General features: G+C 73.3%; 7 protein-coding genes. 5 read left to right on the top strand and 2 right to left on the bottom strand.

The genetic code is table 11. From position 1 onward, the window contains the following. Positions 1-71 precede the first annotated feature (71 nt). Genes ACFY2Q_RS00205 through ACFY2Q_RS00185 form a run of 5 tightly spaced genes read left to right on the top strand, consistent with a single transcriptional unit; the run spans position 72 to position 14,790 of the window. Complete coding sequence (locus ACFY2Q_RS00205) at positions 72-6,599, top strand: amino acid adenylation domain-containing protein (RefSeq protein WP_387126001.1); 6,528 nt, start codon at positions 72-74, stop codon at positions 6,597-6,599. After that, a complete protein-coding gene (locus ACFY2Q_RS00200) occupies positions 6,596-11,731 on the top strand; it encodes an amino acid adenylation domain-containing protein (RefSeq protein WP_387125999.1) in 5,136 nt (1,711 codons plus the stop codon). Before ACFY2Q_RS00205 ends, ACFY2Q_RS00200 begins: the two co-directional genes overlap by 4 nt. 46 nt (positions 11,732-11,777) lie before the next feature. Further along, on the top strand, positions 11,778-12,896 hold the full coding sequence (locus ACFY2Q_RS00195; protein ID WP_387125997.1) for a saccharopine dehydrogenase NADP-binding domain-containing protein: 1,119 nt from the start codon (positions 11,778-11,780) through the stop codon (positions 12,894-12,896). Next, positions 12,893-14,026 (top strand): Gfo/Idh/MocA family oxidoreductase, encoded by a 1,134-nt coding sequence (locus ACFY2Q_RS00190; protein ID WP_387125995.1) that lies wholly within the window; start codon positions 12,893-12,895, stop codon positions 14,024-14,026. Before ACFY2Q_RS00195 ends, ACFY2Q_RS00190 begins: the two co-directional genes overlap by 4 nt. Next, the gene (locus ACFY2Q_RS00185; RefSeq protein WP_387125993.1) at positions 14,023-14,790 is read left to right on the top strand and encodes a thioesterase II family protein; all 768 of its coding nucleotides are present in this window, start codon (positions 14,023-14,025) and stop codon (positions 14,788-14,790) included. Before ACFY2Q_RS00190 ends, ACFY2Q_RS00185 begins: the two co-directional genes overlap by 4 nt. 8 nt (positions 14,791-14,798) lie before the next feature. Here the strand turns inward: ACFY2Q_RS00185 and ACFY2Q_RS00180 are convergent, their stop codons facing one another. Together ACFY2Q_RS00180 and ACFY2Q_RS00175 are read right to left on the bottom strand one after the other, a co-directional pair. Next, positions 14,799-16,472: an AMP-binding protein gene (locus ACFY2Q_RS00180; protein WP_387125991.1), complete on the bottom strand. Its 1,674-nt coding sequence runs from the start codon at positions 16,470-16,472 to the stop codon at positions 14,799-14,801. Further along, positions 16,469-17,485, bottom strand: coding sequence for a methyltransferase (locus ACFY2Q_RS00175; RefSeq protein ID WP_387125989.1), 1,017 nt, complete (start codon positions 17,483-17,485; stop codon positions 16,469-16,471). Before ACFY2Q_RS00175 ends, ACFY2Q_RS00180 begins: the two co-directional genes overlap by 4 nt. Between the last annotated feature and the right edge of the window lie 35 nt (positions 17,486-17,520).

Here is a 17,520-nt window from a genome sequence, read left to right as displayed (position 1 = left end):
GTCGCAAGTCGCTGATAGCTTAGCGCCAGCCGAGCGGAGACGTGGTAGAGGCTTACTGAGGAGACGCGACATTGGACGTTGCCGTCGACACCGATCCGACCCTGACCCTCGACCGGATTCGAGAGGACGTCGCGGAGGCCCTCGGCTGCCCGCCGTCACTTGTGGGGGACGACGACGACCTGCTGATGCTCGGCCTCGACTCGATCGCGCTCATGCGGCTGGCCAGCCGCTGGCACAGTCAGGGCGTCCCGGTCACCTTCAGTGAGCTCATCGAGTGGCGCACCCTCGCACAGTGGTGGCACCTGATCGAGGAGCGCGACGCCGAGGCCCGACCGGCGCAGTTGCCGCCGGTGGTCGTGGACGAGTCCGCGCCGTTCGGCCTGGCCACGATGCAGCACGCGTACTGGGTCGGCCGGGCGGACGGGCAGCCCCTCGGTGGCGTGGGCGCCCACTTCTACAACGAGTTCGACGGTGCCGGTGTCGACCCCGACCGGCTCGACGCCGCCGTCCGCGCGGTCCTGCGTCGGCACGGCATGCTGCGGGCGGAGTTCCACACCGACGGCACCCAGCGGATTCTTCCGGAGAGCCGGTGGCCGGGCCTGACAGTGCACGACCTGCGTGAGCTTTCGCCGCAGCGGTGCGAGGAGGAGTTGGCCCGGCTGCGCCACCTGCTGTCCCACCGGCGGCTGCGGGTGGAGGAGTCGGAGACCTTCGACATCCAACTGTCCCTGCTGCCCGGCGGTGCCACGCGGGTGCACGTACACGTCGAGATGCTTGTCGCCGACGCGCACAGCTTCCGGCTCATCCTGTCGGACCTGGCGGCCTTCTACCGCGACCCGGGCCGGCAGATGGCTCCCGTGAGCCTCAGCTACCCCGCCTACCTGGCGACCGTCGCCTCCCGTCCCGACGAGGCCCGGGATCGGGCCCGCGAGTACTGGCGCGACCGGCTGGACACCCTGCCCGGCCCGCCCCAACTGCCGACCGCCGTGGACCCGGCCACCGTGGAGGGTCACCGCGTGGTCCGCCGCTACCACTGGCTGACCCCCCAGCAGCAGGCGGAGCTGGAACAGCGCTCTGCTGCGGCGGGAGTCACCCTGTCGATGGTGTTCCTCGCCGCCTTCGCCGAGGTGCTGGCCGCGTGGAGCAGCAGCGGCCGATTCGTGCTGAACCTGCCGATGTACGACAGGCGCCCCGTCCATCCCGAGGTCGGCGCGGTCGTCGGCGACTTCACCAACCTGATCCTGCTGGAGATCGACACGACCGGACCGTCCGGCTTCGTCGACCTCGTCCGTCGGCACCAGGGGCGGCTGCGCAGCGACGCCGCCCACTCGGCGTACAGCGGGATCGACGTCATGCGCGACCTGTCCCGCGCCCGGACCGGGCAGCCCGTCGGTGCGCCGGTCGTCTTCACAAGCGCGTTGAGCCTCGGCGAGTTGTTCGACGCCGAGGTCCGGGACTGCTTCGGCCTGCCCGGCTGGACCATGTCGCAGACCCCACAGGTATGGCTCGACTATCAGATCACCGAGCGCGAGGACGGCCTCTACCTCAACTGGGACGTCGTCGACGAGTTGTTCCCCGACGGGTTCGTCGACGACATGTTCGCCGCCTACCTGGGGATCGTCGACTGGCTGCTCGACCCGGCCACGGACTGGTCCGGGCGCGCGCCGATCGCGTTGCCCGCCCACACACTCGCCGCGCGGGCGGCGGCCAACGACACCGCCGGCCCTACCGCCGACGGGCCGCTGCACGGCGACGTGTTCGCCTGGGCTGCCCGTGAGCCCGACCGGCCTGCGGTGCTGGCCGGGCCGGACCAGGCGGGCGTGCTCACCTACGGCGAGCTGGCGGGCCGGGCGCAGGCGCTTGCCGACGAACTGACCGCCCGTGGCCTGGCACCCGGTGACGCCGTCGCCGTCACGCTGCCGAAGGGCCCCGACCAGATCGTGGCGGTGCTCGGCGTGCTGCGGGCCGGCGGCGTGTACGTGCCGATCGGCGTCGACCAGCCCGACGCCCGGCGTGAGCTGATCCAGGCCACCGCGGCGGCCCGGTTCACCGTCACCGCCGCCGCGAACGGGTCGGTCGACTCCTCGACCACGCTCACCGTCCCCACCGTCGGCGTGCCGGTGCGCGACGACGCGCCGCTCGTCGACCCCGAGCAGGACGCCTACCTGCTGTTCACCTCCGGCTCCACAGGCCGGCCGAAGGGGGTGCGGGTGCCCCACCGGGCGGCCCGGAACACCCTCGACGACCTCGTACAACGGTTCGCGATCGGCCCGGACGACCGCGTCCTCGCGGTCTCGGCCCTCGACTTCGACCTGTCCGTGTTCGACATGTTCGCCCTGCTCGGCAGGGGCGGCGCCGTCGTCACCGTCACCGAGGACACCCGCCGCGACCCGGCGGCCTGGCTGCGCCTGGTTAACGAGCACCGGGTGACGATCTGGCAGTCCGTCCCGGCACTGCTCGACCTGCTGCTGACCCAGGCCGAGACCGGGGCGCCGGGTGGGGTCGGGGCGTTGCCGCTGCGGCTCGCCGTGCTCGGCGGCGACCGGGTCGGCCTCGACCTGGCCGGTCGGCTGGCAAGTGTGGCCCCGGGCAGCCGGCTGTACGGCCTCGGCGGCACCACCGAGACGGCGATCCACTCGACGGTGCAGTCCGCCCCGGTCGACCCGCCGCCGCACTGGCGGTCGGTGCCCTACGGCGTGCCGCTGCGCAACCAGCTCATGCGGGTCGTCGACGAGCACGGCCGGGACCGGCCCGACTGGGTGCCCGGCGAGCTGTGGATCGGCGGCCGATCGGTCGCCACCGGCTACGCGGGCGACCCGCAGCGGACCGCCGACCGGTTCGTCGAGCATGCCGGGCAGCGCTGGTACCGCACCGGTGACCTGGCCCGGTACTGGCCCGACGGCACTGTGGACTTCCTCGGGCGTACCGACTTCCAGGTCAAGATCCGGGGACACCGGATCGAGCTGGGCGAGATCGAGGCCGCGCTGGAGCGCGACCCGGACGTCTCCCGCGCGGTGGCACAGGTCGTCGAGGGGGCCACCCTCGCCGTCGCCGTCACCGTCACCCGGGCTGACGCCGACCCCCAGGCGATCCGGCAGCGTGCCGCCGAACAACTGCCGCCGTACATGGTGCCGGCCGTCGTGGTGGTCCTCGACGCGTTCCCGCTGTCGGCCAACGGCAAGATCGACCGTGCCCGGCTGCCGGACCTGGTCGCCGCGCGGCCGGCGGTCGCCGGCACCGCACCCCGGGGCGAGGTCGAGACGGCGGTGGCAGCCCTCTGGTCGGAGCTGCTCGACGTGCCCGAGGTGCACCGGGAGGACAACTTCTTCGCCCTCGGCGGCGACAGCCTTGTCGCCACCCGACTGCTGGCCCGGCTGCGGGAGACCGGCATCGCCGGCGCCGAACTGCACCACCTGTTCCACGCCCGAGACCTCGCCGGCTTCGCGGTGCGGCTGCGAACCACTGACACGGCGGGCGCATCCGCCGAGCGCCGTGCGCTGACCGCCGACCCGGCCCACCGGCACGACCCGTTCCCGCCCACCGACGTGCAGCGCGCCTACTGGATGGGGCGCACCGCGGACTTCGCGCTCGGCGGGGTCGGCTCCCACTGGTACTGGGAGTTCGACGGCGGGGACGTCGACCTCGACCGACTGCGCCGGGCGGTCGACACGCTCATCGCCCGGCACGAGATGCTCCGCGCCGTCTTCGACGACAACGGCGACCAGCGGATCCTGCCCGAGGTGCCGCCGTTCACCATCACCGTGCACGAGGGGCGGGAGAGCCTGGCGACGCTGCGCGAGCAGCTGTCCCACCGGGTCCCGGACCCGTCCCGGTGGCCGCTCATCGACATCCAGGCCGTGCGTCATCCCGGTGGCACCCGCGTCGCGTTCAGCTTCGACTACATAGTGCTCGACGCGCTGAGCATCGTCGTCTTCTTCTCCGAGCTGTCCACCCTCTACCGCGACCCCGACGCCGAACTGCGCCCGCTGGGGGTGTCGTTCCGCGACTACGTGCTCGGCGCGGCGCCGCCGCCGGAGGCAGTCGAGCGGGCGGGGGCGTACTGGCGGGGACGCCTTGACGACATCGCCCCGGCTCCCGCGCTGCCGCTCGCCGTCGACCCCGAAACCCTTGTCGCCCCACGGTTCGTCCGCCGCGAGCGCAGCCTCACCCCGCAGCAGTGGGCGGCGATCAACAGGCGTGCCCGGGACCACCGGCTCACCCCGGCGGCCGTCCTCGCCACCGCGTACGCCGAGGTGCTCAGCGCGTACAGCGGGCAGGACGAGCTGACGCTCAACCTGACCATGTTCCAACGCCACGACGTGCACCCCGACATCGGCGCGATCCTCGGCGACTTCACCTCGCTGATCCTGGTCAGCTACCGAGGGGCCGCGGGGCAGTCGTGGCGGGAGACCACGCACCGGTTCCAGCAGGACATGTGGGCCGGGCTGGAACACAACGACGTCTCCGCCCTGTGGGTGCTGCGGGAGCTGGCGCGCCGGCGCAGCAGCGGCACGGTCAGCATGCCGATCGTGTTCACAAGCGCGCTCGGCGTGGCCGCGGACCTGGTCAACATGCGGTTCCCGTTCGGCGAGCTGACCTGGGGCATCTCGCAGACCCCGCAGGTGTGGCTGGACAACCAGGTGATGGAACGCGACGGCGGGCTGACCTTCAACTGGGACAGCGTCGACGAGCTGTTCCCCGACGGGCTGCTCGACGCCATGTTCGACGCCTATCACCGGCTGCTGTGCTGGCTCGCCGACGGCGACTGGGACCGGCCGCTGCCGGACATGCTGCCGCCGGGCCAGCGCGCGGTCCGGGCCGCCGTCAACGCCACCGACGCCCCGGCGCCCGCACACACCCTGCACGGGCCGTTCTTCGCCCACGCGGCCCGCGACCCCGACCGGCTCGCCGTCGCGTACGGCGAGACGTCGATCAGCTACGGCGAGCTGGCCACCCGCGCGCTGCGGATCGCCGGGGCGCTGCTGCGCGCCGGTGTGGAACCGGGCGACGCCGTCGCCGTAACCGTGCCGCGCGGGCCGGACCAGGTCGCCGCAGTGCTCGGCGTGCTGGCCGCCGGCGCGTCGTACGTGCCCGTAAGTGTCGACCAGCCCGCCGTCCGCCGTAATCGGATCCACGCCAAGGCGCAGGTGACAGCAGTGGTGGGCCGTCACGATGGGCAGCATCTGCCGACCGTGGCGGCCGACGTGAACGGGCCGCGGCTGCGCGGGCCGGTGACTGTCGCCCCAGATTCGCTGGCGTACACGATCTTCACCTCCGGCTCCACGGGCGAGCCCAAGGGGGTGGAGATCACCCACCGGGCCGCCGTCAACACGGTGACCGACATCAACTCCCGGTACGGCGTCGGACCCCAGGATCGGGTGCTCGCGGTGTCGGCGCTGGACTTCGACCTGTCCGTCTACGACATCTTCGGGCTGTTGGCGGCCGGCGGCGCGCTTGTCGTGCTTGCCGACGAGGACCGCCGGGAGGCACGCCGCTGGGCCTGGCTGGCCCACCGATGGGGTGTGACCGTCTGGAACTCGGTGCCCGCGCTGCTGGACATGCTGCTCGTGGCGGCCGGCGACCACCCGCCCGCGAGCCTGCGGCTGGCACTGGTGTCCGGTGACTGGATCGGCCTGGACCTGCCGGACCGGCTGACGCGGGTCGCCCCGCACGCCCGGTTCGTCGCCCTCGGCGGTGCCACCGAGGCCGCGATCTGGTCGAACGCCTGCGAGGTCGCGTCGGTGCCGGAGCACTGGCGCTCCATCCCGTACGGCCGCCCGCTGCGCAACCAGCGCTACCGGGTGACCGACTCACGCGACAGGGACTGCCCGGACTGGGTGCCCGGGGAACTGCGCATCGGCGGCGCCGGGGTGGCACTGGGCTACCGCAACGCCCCCGAGTTGACCGCCCGGCAGTTCGGCGTCGACGACGAGGGCCGCCGCTGGTACCGCACCGGCGACCTCGGCCGGTACTGGCCGGACGGGACGTTGGAGTTCCTCGGCCGGGTCGACTTTCAGGTCAAGGTGCGCGGGCACCGCATCGAATTGGGTGAGATCGAGGCCGTCGCCGAGGCCCACCCGCTCGTCGGGCGGGCGGTGGCGATGGTCGTCGGTCAGGCGCCGACACAGCACATCGGCCTCGCTGTCGTACCCACCACCGGGGGTACGGAACCGGACCTGGCCGGCTGGCTGGCCGAGCGGCTGCCCGCGTACATGGTGCCCGAGTACGTCGTGACCGTGGACCAGTTGCCGCTAACCGCCAACGGCAAGGTCGACCGCCAGCGGCTCGGAACGCTGCTGCGCGCCGACCCGCTCGACGACACTGCCGAGCCGCCCAAGGGGCCCACCGAGGAACTTCTCGCCACGCTCTGGTCGCAACTGCTCGACCACCCGGTCGACGACCGTCGGCACAGCTTCTTCGCCCTGGGCGGGGACAGCATGCTTGCCACCCGCCTGCTGGAGGCGCTGCGCCAGCGGCTCGGCGTGGACATGACATTGCGACAACTGTTCGCCGTACCCGTGCTCGCCCAGCTCGCGGCCGCCGTCGACGAGCAGCTCCGTACGTCGGCCCACGACGACGTCGAGGAAGGTGTCATATGAGCAACGACCCCCGCATCCCCGTCGATCGGCTGGTCAGCGACCTCGAACGGGCCGGTCTGCGGCTGTGGGTCGAGGACGGCGCGCTGAAGTTCCGCGCGCCCGCCGGCTTCATGACCGACGAGCGGCGCACGCTGCTGCGGGCCCGCCGCGACGAGATCCTCGCCCACCTGGCCAACGGCCGGATGCCGCGCGTCGTGCCGGACACGGAGCACCGCCACGACCCGTTCCCGGTCACCGAGGTGCAGTCGGCGTACCTGCTGGGCCGCGGCTCCACATTCGCCTACGGCGGTGTCGCCTGCCACGGCTACGGCGAGCTGCACTACCCGGACCTGGACCCGGAGCGGATGACACGCGCCTGGCGGGCGCTCATCGCCCGGCACGACATGCTCCGCGCGGTGATCGACATCGACGGTTCGCAGCGGGTCCTGCCGCATGTCGACGACTACCACGTCGCCGTACGCGACATGCGCGGGCGCGACCGCGACGAGTTCGACAGCGGCGTGGTCGAGGTGCGGTCCGAGATGGACCACAGGGTGTTCCGCCCCGACACCTGGCCCCTGTTCGAGGCGCGCGTGACCCGTGGCGACGACGAGGCGGTGCTGCACGTCTCGGTGGACTTCCTCATCGCCGACTTCGTCAGCATCCAGATCATCCTCGACGAGCTGCACCGCCTCTACCACGACGACGGGCCGCTGCCCGAGCTGGAGATCGGCTTCCGGGACTACCTGCTGGCCGAGCGGAGCTGGACGGCGGGCCACCGGGAGGCCGACCGTGACTACTGGCTGCGCCGCGTGGACGAGCTGCCGCCCGGCCCGGAGCTGCCACTTACCGGCCGCGCCCGGCAGACCGAGGGCCGGTTCCGCCGGCTGGCCGCCAGCCTGGAACCCGAGCTGTGGGAGGGCCTGCGCAAGCACGCCGGCCAGCACGACGTGAGCCCGTCCTGCGCGGTTCTGGCGGCGTACGCGCACGTCATCGCCGCGTGGAGCCGCCGTCCCACGTTCACCCTCAACGTCACGCTGCTCAACCGGCTGCCCCTGCATCCCCAGGTGCCGGCCGTCGTCGGCGACTTCACAGGTGTGGAACTGCTCGCGGTCGACCAGGGCGAGGCGGACACCTTCGACCGCTGGGCTCGGGGCGTGCAGGCCCAGCTCTGGCAGGACATGGACCACCGGGCGTTCTCCGGCATCGAGGTGATGCGCGAGATCACCCGTCGACGCGGCGCCGACGCGGCGTTGTTCCCCGTCGTCTTCACAAGCGCCATCGGTCTGGGCGAGGCCGGTGCCACGGCATCGGCGTCGCAGGGGCAGATGGGCTACGGGATCAGCCAGACCCCGCAGGTGGCCATCGACTGCCAGAACTCCGAGCGTGACGGCGGGCTGTCGACCAACTGGGACGTGCGTGAGGGTGTGCTGCCCGACGGCGTCGTCGACGACATGTTCGCCGCCTTCGAGCAGTTGCTGCGTCAGCTTGCCACCGACGACCAGGCGTGGCAGCGGGTCCCGTCGAGCCTGCTGCCGCAGCGGCAGCGCCGCCGCCGCGAGGAGATCAACGCCACCGCCGCCCCGCTGACCCGCGCCCGCCTGCACGATGCGGTCTTCGCCCAGGCCCGTCGTACCCCGGACGCCCCTGCGGTCATCCACGGCACGACCACGCTCACCTACGCCGACCTGGCCGCCCGCGCCACAGGCGTCGCCGCCCGGCTCGCCGAATCGGGCTGCGGGTCCGGCGACCTCGTCGGGGTGACCCTGGAACGCGGCCCCGGGCAGGTCGTGGCCGTTCTCGGCGCGCTGCTCGCCGGCGCGGTGTACGTGCCTGTGGACACCGCGCAGCCCGTGGCCCGGCGCGAGACGATCCTCACCGGCGCGGGCGTACGGCACGTGCTGACCTCCCGTGACCTGGCCGGCGGGTCCTGGCCGTCCGGGGTGGTCGTCGTCGCGCTTGACGAGGTGCCGCCGGCCGACCCGCCGAGCGAGCCGGGTGGTTCGCGGCCCGAGGACCTCGCGTACGTCATCCACACCTCGGGCTCCACAGGCACGCCGAAGGGCGTCATGATCACCCACGAGGCGGCGTTGAACACCGTCCTCGACATCAACGCACGGTTCGGCGTCGGTGAGCGGGATCGGGTGCTCGCCCTGTCCCAGCTCGGCTTCGACCTGTCGGTCTATGACATCTTCGGCCCGCTCTCCGTCGGCGGGGCGCTTGTCGTCCCCGACGACGAGCGGCGCGCGGACCCGTCGCACTGGGCCGACCTGGTGGCCGCCCACGGTGTGACGGTGTGGAACTCCGTTCCCGCCCAGCTCCAGATGCTCTCCGGCTATCTCGGGGTGGCCGGCGCCGCGCTGCCCACCCTGCGGCTGGCGATGCTCTCCGGCGACTGGATCCCGGTGGCCCTGCCCGACCAGATCCGTGCCCAGGTGCCCGGCCTCGACGTGGTGAGCCTCGGCGGGGCGACCGAGGCGTCCATCTGGTCGATCCACTACCCCGTCGGGACTGTCGGCGAGGACTGGGCAAGCATCCCGTACGGCCGGCCGCTCGCCAACCAGACCTTCCACGTCCTCGACCCGCTCCTGCGGCCCTGCCCCGACTGGGTGACCGGAGAGCTGTTCATCGGCGGCGTGGGCCTCGCACGCGGCTACCTGCACGACCCCGAGCGCACGGCAGAGCGGTTCATCGTGCACCCCGCCACGGGCGAGCGCCTGTACCGCACGGGCGACCTGGGCCGCTACCTGCCCGACGGCGACATCGAGTTCCTCGGCCGGGAGGACCACCAGGTCAAGATCCGTGGCCACCGGATCGAGCTGGCCGAGATCGAGACGGCGTTGCAGAGCCATCCCGACGTCGCCGCCGCGGCGGTGCTCGTCGCGGGCGACCAGCCGATGGAGCGTACCCTCGTCGCCTTCGCGCAGCCCGCCGCCGCGACGCCGCCGGCCGCTGACGTGGCCGACCTGGACGGCGTCGCGGCACGGGCCGGCGACGCCGCGCTCGACGGCGTCGACCCGGACCGCTACCTGGAGTACGCCCACCGGCTCGACCAGGTGGCCCTGCCCGCCATGCTGGACACCTTCCGCCGCGCGGGAATGTTCGCCACGCCCGACGACCGGCACACCGCCGCCGAGATCGTGGCCGCCACCGACGCCGCGCCCCGGCACCACAGGCTGCTGCGCCGCTGGCTCGCCGCCCTGGTCACCGAGGGCCTGCTGGCCGTCGACGGCGACCACTACCGGCTGGTCGACGTCGTCGCATCCGACGCGCTCGACGTCGCGTGGGCGGCCGTCGACGCGGCGGCGCTGCCGGGTGAGGAACGCCTGCTGGACTACTTCCGGGGGAGCATCCGCCACCTGCCAGCCCTGCTCCGCGGGGACGAGGACCCACTTCAACTGCTCTTCCCCGAGGGCCGGCTCGACGTCTCGCAGCAGCTCTACGAGGAGGCGGTGTTCAACAGGTGGGCCAACCGGGCCGCCGGTGCCGTCGTGGCGGAGCTCGGCAGCCGCCGCCGGCACCCCGGCCCGCTGCGCGTGCTGGAGGTCGGCGCGGGTGGCGGCGGCACCACAGCCGCGGTGCTCGACGCGCTCGCCGGGCACGACATCGACTACCTGTGCACCGACCTGTCGCCCTACTTCGCGGGGCAGTCGCAGGCCCGCTTCGCGGAGGTGCCAGGGGTCCGGTTCGGCCTGTACGACCTGGACGCCGACCCCACCGAGCAGGGCCTCGCGCCGAACTCCTTCGACCTCGTCGTCGCCGGGGACGTGCTGCACGCCACCGCCGACGTCGACCGGGTCCTGGATCGGCTGCGCGGGTTGCTCGCCCCCGGCGGATGGCTTGTGGCCCTGGAGATGACCCGGGACCACTACCAGATCATGACGTCGCTGGAGCTGCTGGTCCGGCTCGACGACGCCACCGGCGACTTCACCGACGACCGCGCCGGGACCGGAACGGTGTTCCTCGCCCGCGACAGGTGGCGGGACATCCTCGACCGGGCGGGTGCCGACACAAGCGTCTGCCTTCCGGCGGAGGACACATTCGTCGGGCGGATGGGCATGTGCGTGCTCGCGGCCCGGTTCAAGGCCGACCGCGCACCCGTGCACCCACGGGCGCTCACCGACCACATGCGTGCCCGGCTGCCCGAGTACATGGTGCCCGGCACCGTGGAGATCCTCGACGAACTGCCGGTCACCGACAACGGCAAGATCGACCGCCGGTCCCTCGCGGGGCGGCTGGGTCGCCGGCAGGGCGGGGCGCGGGCCGGGCTTGCCGGCGCGGCACCCGAGACCGAGCTGGAACGGGACCTGGTCGCGATGTGGAGCGAGGCCCTGGGCACGCCTGTCGGTCGCGACGGCAACCTGTTCGAGCTCGGCGGGGACTCGCTTGTCGCCGCCCAGCTGGCCGGGCGCATCATCGAGGAACTGCCACCGGCACGCGCGCTGTTCTTCGACGAGGTGCTGCGCAACCTGCTCGAACTGGCGACCATCGCTCGGCTCGCGCAGTGGCTGACCACCGCCGCCGACGCCGCCGGGGAGCAGCCGCAGGAGGCCGGCCAGCAACGGTCGGCCGAACTGCTCGTCGCCGTGCACGCCGAGGGCACCGGCGTGCCCCGGATCTTCCTGCCCGACGAGTCGGGATCGTCCGACGGGGTGGGGCCGCTCGCGGCCGCGCTGCACCCGGCCGCCCCCGCCTGGGTGTTCACCGGCGCCGGGCTGGAGCTGCTGCCCTCGGTGGACAACGCCGCAGCCGCGTACGCCCAGGCGGTCGTCGACGCCGACCTGCCCCAGGTGGAACTGCTCGCCCACGGACCGATGGCGGTCCTCGCCGTAGAGGTGGCCCGCAACCTGACCGAACGGGGGGTGCTCGTCGAAGGGCTGCGCCTGTTCGCTGGCCACCGGCCCGGACCGGGCAGCGCGGACGATCCCGCCGCCGGAGTGCGCGACGCCCTCGCACGCCACGAGCCATCCATCTACGCCGGCGACATCACGCTTGTGCAGCCGGCACGGGACGCGGAGATCGAGTTCTGGGAGGACCTCTGCCTCGGCAACCTCGACGTGGTCGACACGGCGCTGCCTGCGGAGCGGCTGCGCTGGTCCGCGGAGCCCGCCGCGCTGGCCGCCGCGCTCGCTGCCGCGCCCGGACCGGCGTGATGAACAGGCCCTCGCCCGACGCCGGGCACGATCGGGGAGGTCTCCGGTGACCGGGCTGGCTCCCGTGGTGGGCGTCGTCGGTGCGGCAGGTGCCGTCGGTGCCGCCGCCGTGGCGGAGCTGCACCGCAGGGGCCGGCACGTGCTGCGCCTCGCCGGCCGCCGCCGCGCACCCCTCGACGCGCTGTGCCACGGGCTCGCCGCCACCGGCGGTCCCCCGCCCACCGTCGAGGTCCTCGACATCAACGACACCGAGGCGCTGCACCGCTTCTGCACCGGCTGCGACGTCGTGCTCAACTGCGCCGGCCCGGCCTACCTCGTCGAGGACCGGGTGGCGCGGGCGGCGCTCGCCAGCGGTGCCGACTACGTCGACGCCGCAGGCGACGACGTCCTGTGGGAGCAGGTGGAGGCACTGGTGGCGCGGGTGCCGGGGCGGATCGCCGTGATCTCCGCCGGCATGATGCCGGGGCTGAGCGCACTGCTGCCCCGCTATCTCGCCGCCACCCTGTCGGACCGGCCGCGCCGGCTGCTCGGCTACCTCGGCGGTCGCGACCGGTTCACCGCCACCGCCGCAGCCGACTACCTCCGCGTGGGAGAGGGATTCGGTACGGCCGGGGCGGCGTTGACAGGGGGCGTACGCGCGCGGCAGCCGCTGCCCACACGTACCGACGCCGAGTTGCCGTTCTTTCCGGAGCTGGCAACTGCCGTGCCGTACCTGAGCACCGAACTGGAACGGGTGGCCCGGTCGCTTGGTGTCACGGACGCCACCTGGCACTCCGTCTTCGCCGGCCCGCACGTCGCGCAGGTGCTGCGCCAGCCGCCGGCCGGTGTGGACGCCCCCGAGGCACTGCGCCGCGCCGCCGAACTCGACGCCTTCGGGCACGCGACCTACCAACTGATCGTCGTCGAGCTGACAACCGTCGCCGGTGACGCACAGACCCTCGTGCTGCGCGGCGACAACGCCAGCGCGCTCACCGGCGCGTTCGCCGCCGTCGCCGTGGCGGCGCTCACCGAGGGAACCCTTGCCGTCGGCCCGCACCACGCGGGGGAGGCGCTCGACCCGCGCGTCGCGGTGGACCTGCTCGCCGGCTCGGCAGCGGTGAGCGACCTGACGGTGTTCGACGGTGAAGCCGCCGACGTCGGCGGCCACGTGGAGGAGGCACTGTGACGCAACGTCCCCGGGTCGTCGTGTGCGGCGCCCGATTCGGCCAGGTCTACCTGGAGGCGTTCCGCAACCCGGACCTGCCCTTCGAGTTGGCCGGCGTGCTCGCCGCCGGCAGCGAACGCTCCCGCGCCTGCGCCCGCCGCTACGGCGCGCCGCTGTACACGGACCCGGAGCAGCTGCCCGACGACATCGACATGGCGTGCGTGGTGATCCGAGGCGGCCTGCTTGGCGGCCGGGGCTCGGATCTGGCCCGCGCGCTCATGGCCCGTGGCATCCACGTGCTCCAGGAACACCCCCTGCACCACGACGAGCTGGCCGAGAACCTGCGCGCGGCCCGCCGGCACGGCGTCGTCTACCACCTGAACCCGTTCTACACCCACGTCGCCCCGGTACGCCGGTTCGTCGCGGCGGCGCAGGAGTTGACGCGGCGGCAGCGCCCGCTCTACATCGACGCGGCGGCCGGGTTCCAGCTCGCCTACTCCCTGCTGGACATCCTCGGGCAGGCCCTCGGCGGGGTGCGCCCCTTCGCCTTCGGTGACCTGCCCGTGTCGGCCCCCACGGTGCGCGCCGCGACGACCCTTGACATCCCGTTCAGCAGCCTCGACGGCGTGCTGGCCGGGGTGCCCACAACCCTGCGCGTGCAGAACCAGATGGACCCCGCCGACCCGGACAACTACGCCCACCTGATGCACCGCATAAGCATCGGCACGGAGGCCGGGAACCTCACACTCGTCAACACCCACGGGCCTGTCGTCTGGTCGGCCCGCCCCGACTTCCCCCGGGAGGTCGCCGACCCCAACGCCGACCCGCACTACGCCACAATGCCGGACGACGCGCAGACGCCCAGCGCCGTCGTGCTCGGGCCGGCCACCGTGCCGTCGTACCGGCACATCTTCCGCAGCCTGTGGCCGGCGGGCATCGCGCACGCCCTCACCGAGCTGCACCAGGCGGCCCAGGAACGGCAGGACCCGCTGCGTCGCGGCCAGTACCACCTGTCGCTGTGCAAGCTGTGGCAGGACCTGACACTGCGGCTCGGGCCTCCGGAGCTGCTGTCCTCCACCCCGCCCCAGCCGCTGACCGACGACGACCTCAAGGCCATCGCCGCCGCCGGTGACGAGGCGGCGCGGCCGTGAGGGCGACCGCGGAGGCCGCGTCCTGGCTGCGCCGATACCGGCCGCGTCCGGCCGCGAGCCTGCGCCTTGTCTGCTTCCCGTTCGCAAGCGGCAACGCGACCTTCTACCGACAGTGGGCCGTGCGGCTGCCCGCCGAGGTCGAGGTCGTGGCGGTGCAGTATCCCGGCCGGCTGGACCGGATCCACGAGCCGTGCGTACGGGACATGGCCTCGATGGTCGACGGGATCGTCGCCGCGCTGCAACCGCTGCTGCACACCGACTTCGCTCTGTTCGGTCACAGCATGGGCGCCTCGGTCGCGTACGAGGTGGCGCACCGGCTCCAGTACGGCCTCGGTGTCACGCCGCGCCGGCTCGTCGTCTCCGGTCGCCCGGCTCCACAGCACCACCGGCCGGGTGTCAAGCACCTGGGCAGCGACGACGAGTTGTGGGACGAGCTGCGACGCCTGGGCGGCACCACCGACGAGGCGTTGGTGCACCCGGAGTTGCGGGCCGCGCTGCTGCCCACGCTGCGGGCCGACTACCGCCTCGTCGAGACGTACCGGCCCACCTTCGGCGCGCCGCTGTCGCTGCCGGTCACCGCGATCACCGGCGACGACGACCCCGAAGCGCTGGTGCCCGAGGTCGCCGACTGGCGGCGGTGCACCACAGGGGATTTCCAGCTCCGGGTGCTCCCCGGGCACCACTTCTATCTGATCGACAAGCAGGCCGAGGTGCTCGATCACCTCCGCGAGGCGCTCGGGCTGCCCGCCGACACGCCCCGCTGACCGGCCGCCTACCTCGTGGCGAGCACCCCTGCCGACCCGTCGGTCGCAGGCCCGTTCGTCGCCGGCTCGCGCGTCGCAGGCCCGTTCGTCGCTGGCTCACCGAGGCCGAGCCGGCCGGCGAGGTAGTCCTGCCACATGAGCCGACGGCGGGGCTTGCCGCTGCTGGTGCGCGCCACCGCGCCCACCGGCACGACAATCGGCTCCACAGGCACCCCCTCCGCCACGACCTCGGCCGCTGCGCACGCCGCCGGTAGCCAGCCCGGCTCGGGCCGGGCCAGCAGCAGCACCACCCGTGGTTCGTCACCGACCTGCCCGAGCAGGGCGGTGATCCGCCCGACCGGGGCGCCGCAGGCCGCCACTGCGGCCGCCTCGACGTCCTCGGCGAGCAGCATCCGGCCGCGCACCTTGACGCCGTCGCCGAGGCGGCCCAGCACGAACAGTTCCCCGTCGGCGACGAAGCCGGCATCGCCGGTGCGCACCTCCCCGTCGACAATCCGTGTCCTGCTTGCGGTGTCGTCCCCGGCCGCCGGCAGGTAGCCAGCGGCCACGGACGGGCCGCGCACCACGATCTCGCCGACCGTCCCGTCGGGAACGGCCCGACAGTCGTCGTCCACCACTGTCACCTGTGCGCCGGCGAGCGGCCGTCCGCAGCCCACCACCTCGGCCTGCTCGACGGTGGCGGTGCGCCAGCCGGTGTCCAGCGGCAGGCCTGTCACCGACAGCGTCGCCTCGGCCAGCCCGTACGCGGGCAGCAGCGCCTCGCGGCGCAGCCCGTGCGGTGCGGTGAAGCGGGCGAACTCCGCCAGCAGCGCCGGCCGGATCCGTTCCGCGCCGACGATCACCGCCCGCCAGGCCGAGAAGTCCAAACCGGTCAGCGCCTCGGGGGGCACCCGCCGGACGATGTGGTCCAGCCCGAAGGCCGGCATCGCGGTCAGCCGGGCGCCCCGCCGGCCGAAGCACTCCAGGTAGCGCAGCGGTCGACGGACGAAGTCGCCCGGCGACATCAGCCACAGGTCCGACCCGGTGGCCACCGGCGCCAGCAGGCAACCCACCAGGCCCATGTCGTGGTGCACGGGCAGCCAGGAGGCGGTCGGATCGTCGGGCGTCATCCGCAGCCACCGCTGGATGCCTGCGACGGTGGCCGCCAGCGCCGCGTGGGGCACGCGCACCCCGCGTACCCGGCCGCTGCTTCCCGAGGTGAACTGCACGAGCGCCAGTCCGTCCGGTCCGGGCGGCGGCGGGGGACCGACGGCGGCGGCTGCGCAGGCGAGCAACCGCTCGCCGTCGTACGCCGGCACGCCCGCCTCGGCGCACACCTCGGCCACCAGCGACAGCGCCGGGTCGTGCACGACCAGTCGTGGCGTGCTGGCCCGCAGCACGCCACGCAGGTGCTCGGCCCAGCGTGCCCGGTCCCCGAAGGGCGGCGGTGGCGCCACCGGCGAGGCGGCGCCACCGGCGAGCATGGTGCCGAACAGCAGTCCCACGAAGCGCGGGCCGGTGGTCTCCACTATCGACACCACGTCGCCCGCGCCCACCCCGGCATCGCGCAGCGCCCCCGCGTACCGGCGCACCAGGTCCGCCAACTCGGCGTACGACCACAGCCGCCACGACCCGTCGGGCTCGGCGAACCGGATGCCGCGCCGCTCGTCGGGGCGGTCCAGCCAACCGAGCGGGCCGGTCACGCGGGCGCTGCCTCGATGATCGGGAACATCGGGGTGGAGACGCTGCGCACCAGCCGTAGCCCGGCCCGGTCCAGCAACTCGCTCTGCTGATCGAGGGTCCGCGCGCCGCCCGCGGTCAGGGTGTGCATGAGCAGGTCCATGCGGCGCGCCAGGGCCGGCACTTCGGCCTCCTGCCGCCCGGCCTCCATGATGAACAGTCGGCTGTGTGGCTTCATCGCGGCGCGGACGCGACCGAGAATGCCCACCACCTCGTCGTCGCTCCAGCTGTAGAGGATGCGCTTGAGCACGTACGCGTCGCCGCCGGGCGGGATGGGCCCCTCCAGGAAGCTGCCGGGCACCACCTCCACCCGGTCGGCGACACCCGCGGCGGCCAGGACCTCGGGGGCGTTGGCCACGACACCCGGCAGGTCGAACAGCACCCCCTGGGCACCCCGGACCCGGCGCAGGAGGCTGGACAGGAAGCCGCCGTTGCCGCCGCCGACGTCCACGATGCTGGCGAAGCGCCCCCAGTCGCAGGACCGCAGCACGGCCAACAACTCCATGCCGGTGACCCCGCTCATCACCCTGTCGAACGCCTCGCCGTCCTCGGGATGGGCGCTCAGGTGCTCCCACATGGACCGGCCGTGCACCACGTCGAACGCGGGCCCGCCGGTGCGGATCGAATCGGCGAGCCCCTCCATCGCCCGGGTGCACGCCACCGGGGAGAGGAAGATGTCGCGCGCCGAGTACGGATGCTCCTCGCGCAGCAGGTCCGACAGCGGGGTCAGCGCCACGCTGTCCGGTTCCACAAGCTCGAACAGGTCCCGGGTCGCCAGGTACTCGAGCGTCTTGCGGAGGGTGGGCTCGTGGGTCCCGGTGACCTGGGCCAGCCGGGACATCGGCACCGGCCCGTCCACCAGGTGGTCGGCCACGCCGAGCAGGCAGGCCGCCCGGATGGTGTACGGCAGAAGGTAGTCGCCGAGTTCGAGGAGCTTGAAAATCGAATCAGCGTCGATGGTGCGCCTGGTGCCCACGTGTGTCTCCGTCCCTTCGCGTGAGGCTCCGGTGG

It is taken from the genome of Micromonospora sp. NPDC000316 (assembly GCF_042898885.1).
Classification (GTDB): domain Bacteria; phylum Actinomycetota; class Actinomycetes; order Mycobacteriales; family Micromonosporaceae; genus Micromonospora.
Note: the sequence above shows the minus strand (reverse complement) of the source record. Positions and strands in the feature narration are given on the sequence as shown.

What these genes read in the sequence shown, in the direction of transcription:
- ACFY2Q_RS00200 (WP_387125999.1), top strand. Translation starts at nt 6,596, where the DNA reads ATGAGCAACGACCCCCGCATCCCCGTCGATCGGCTGGTCAGCGACCTC.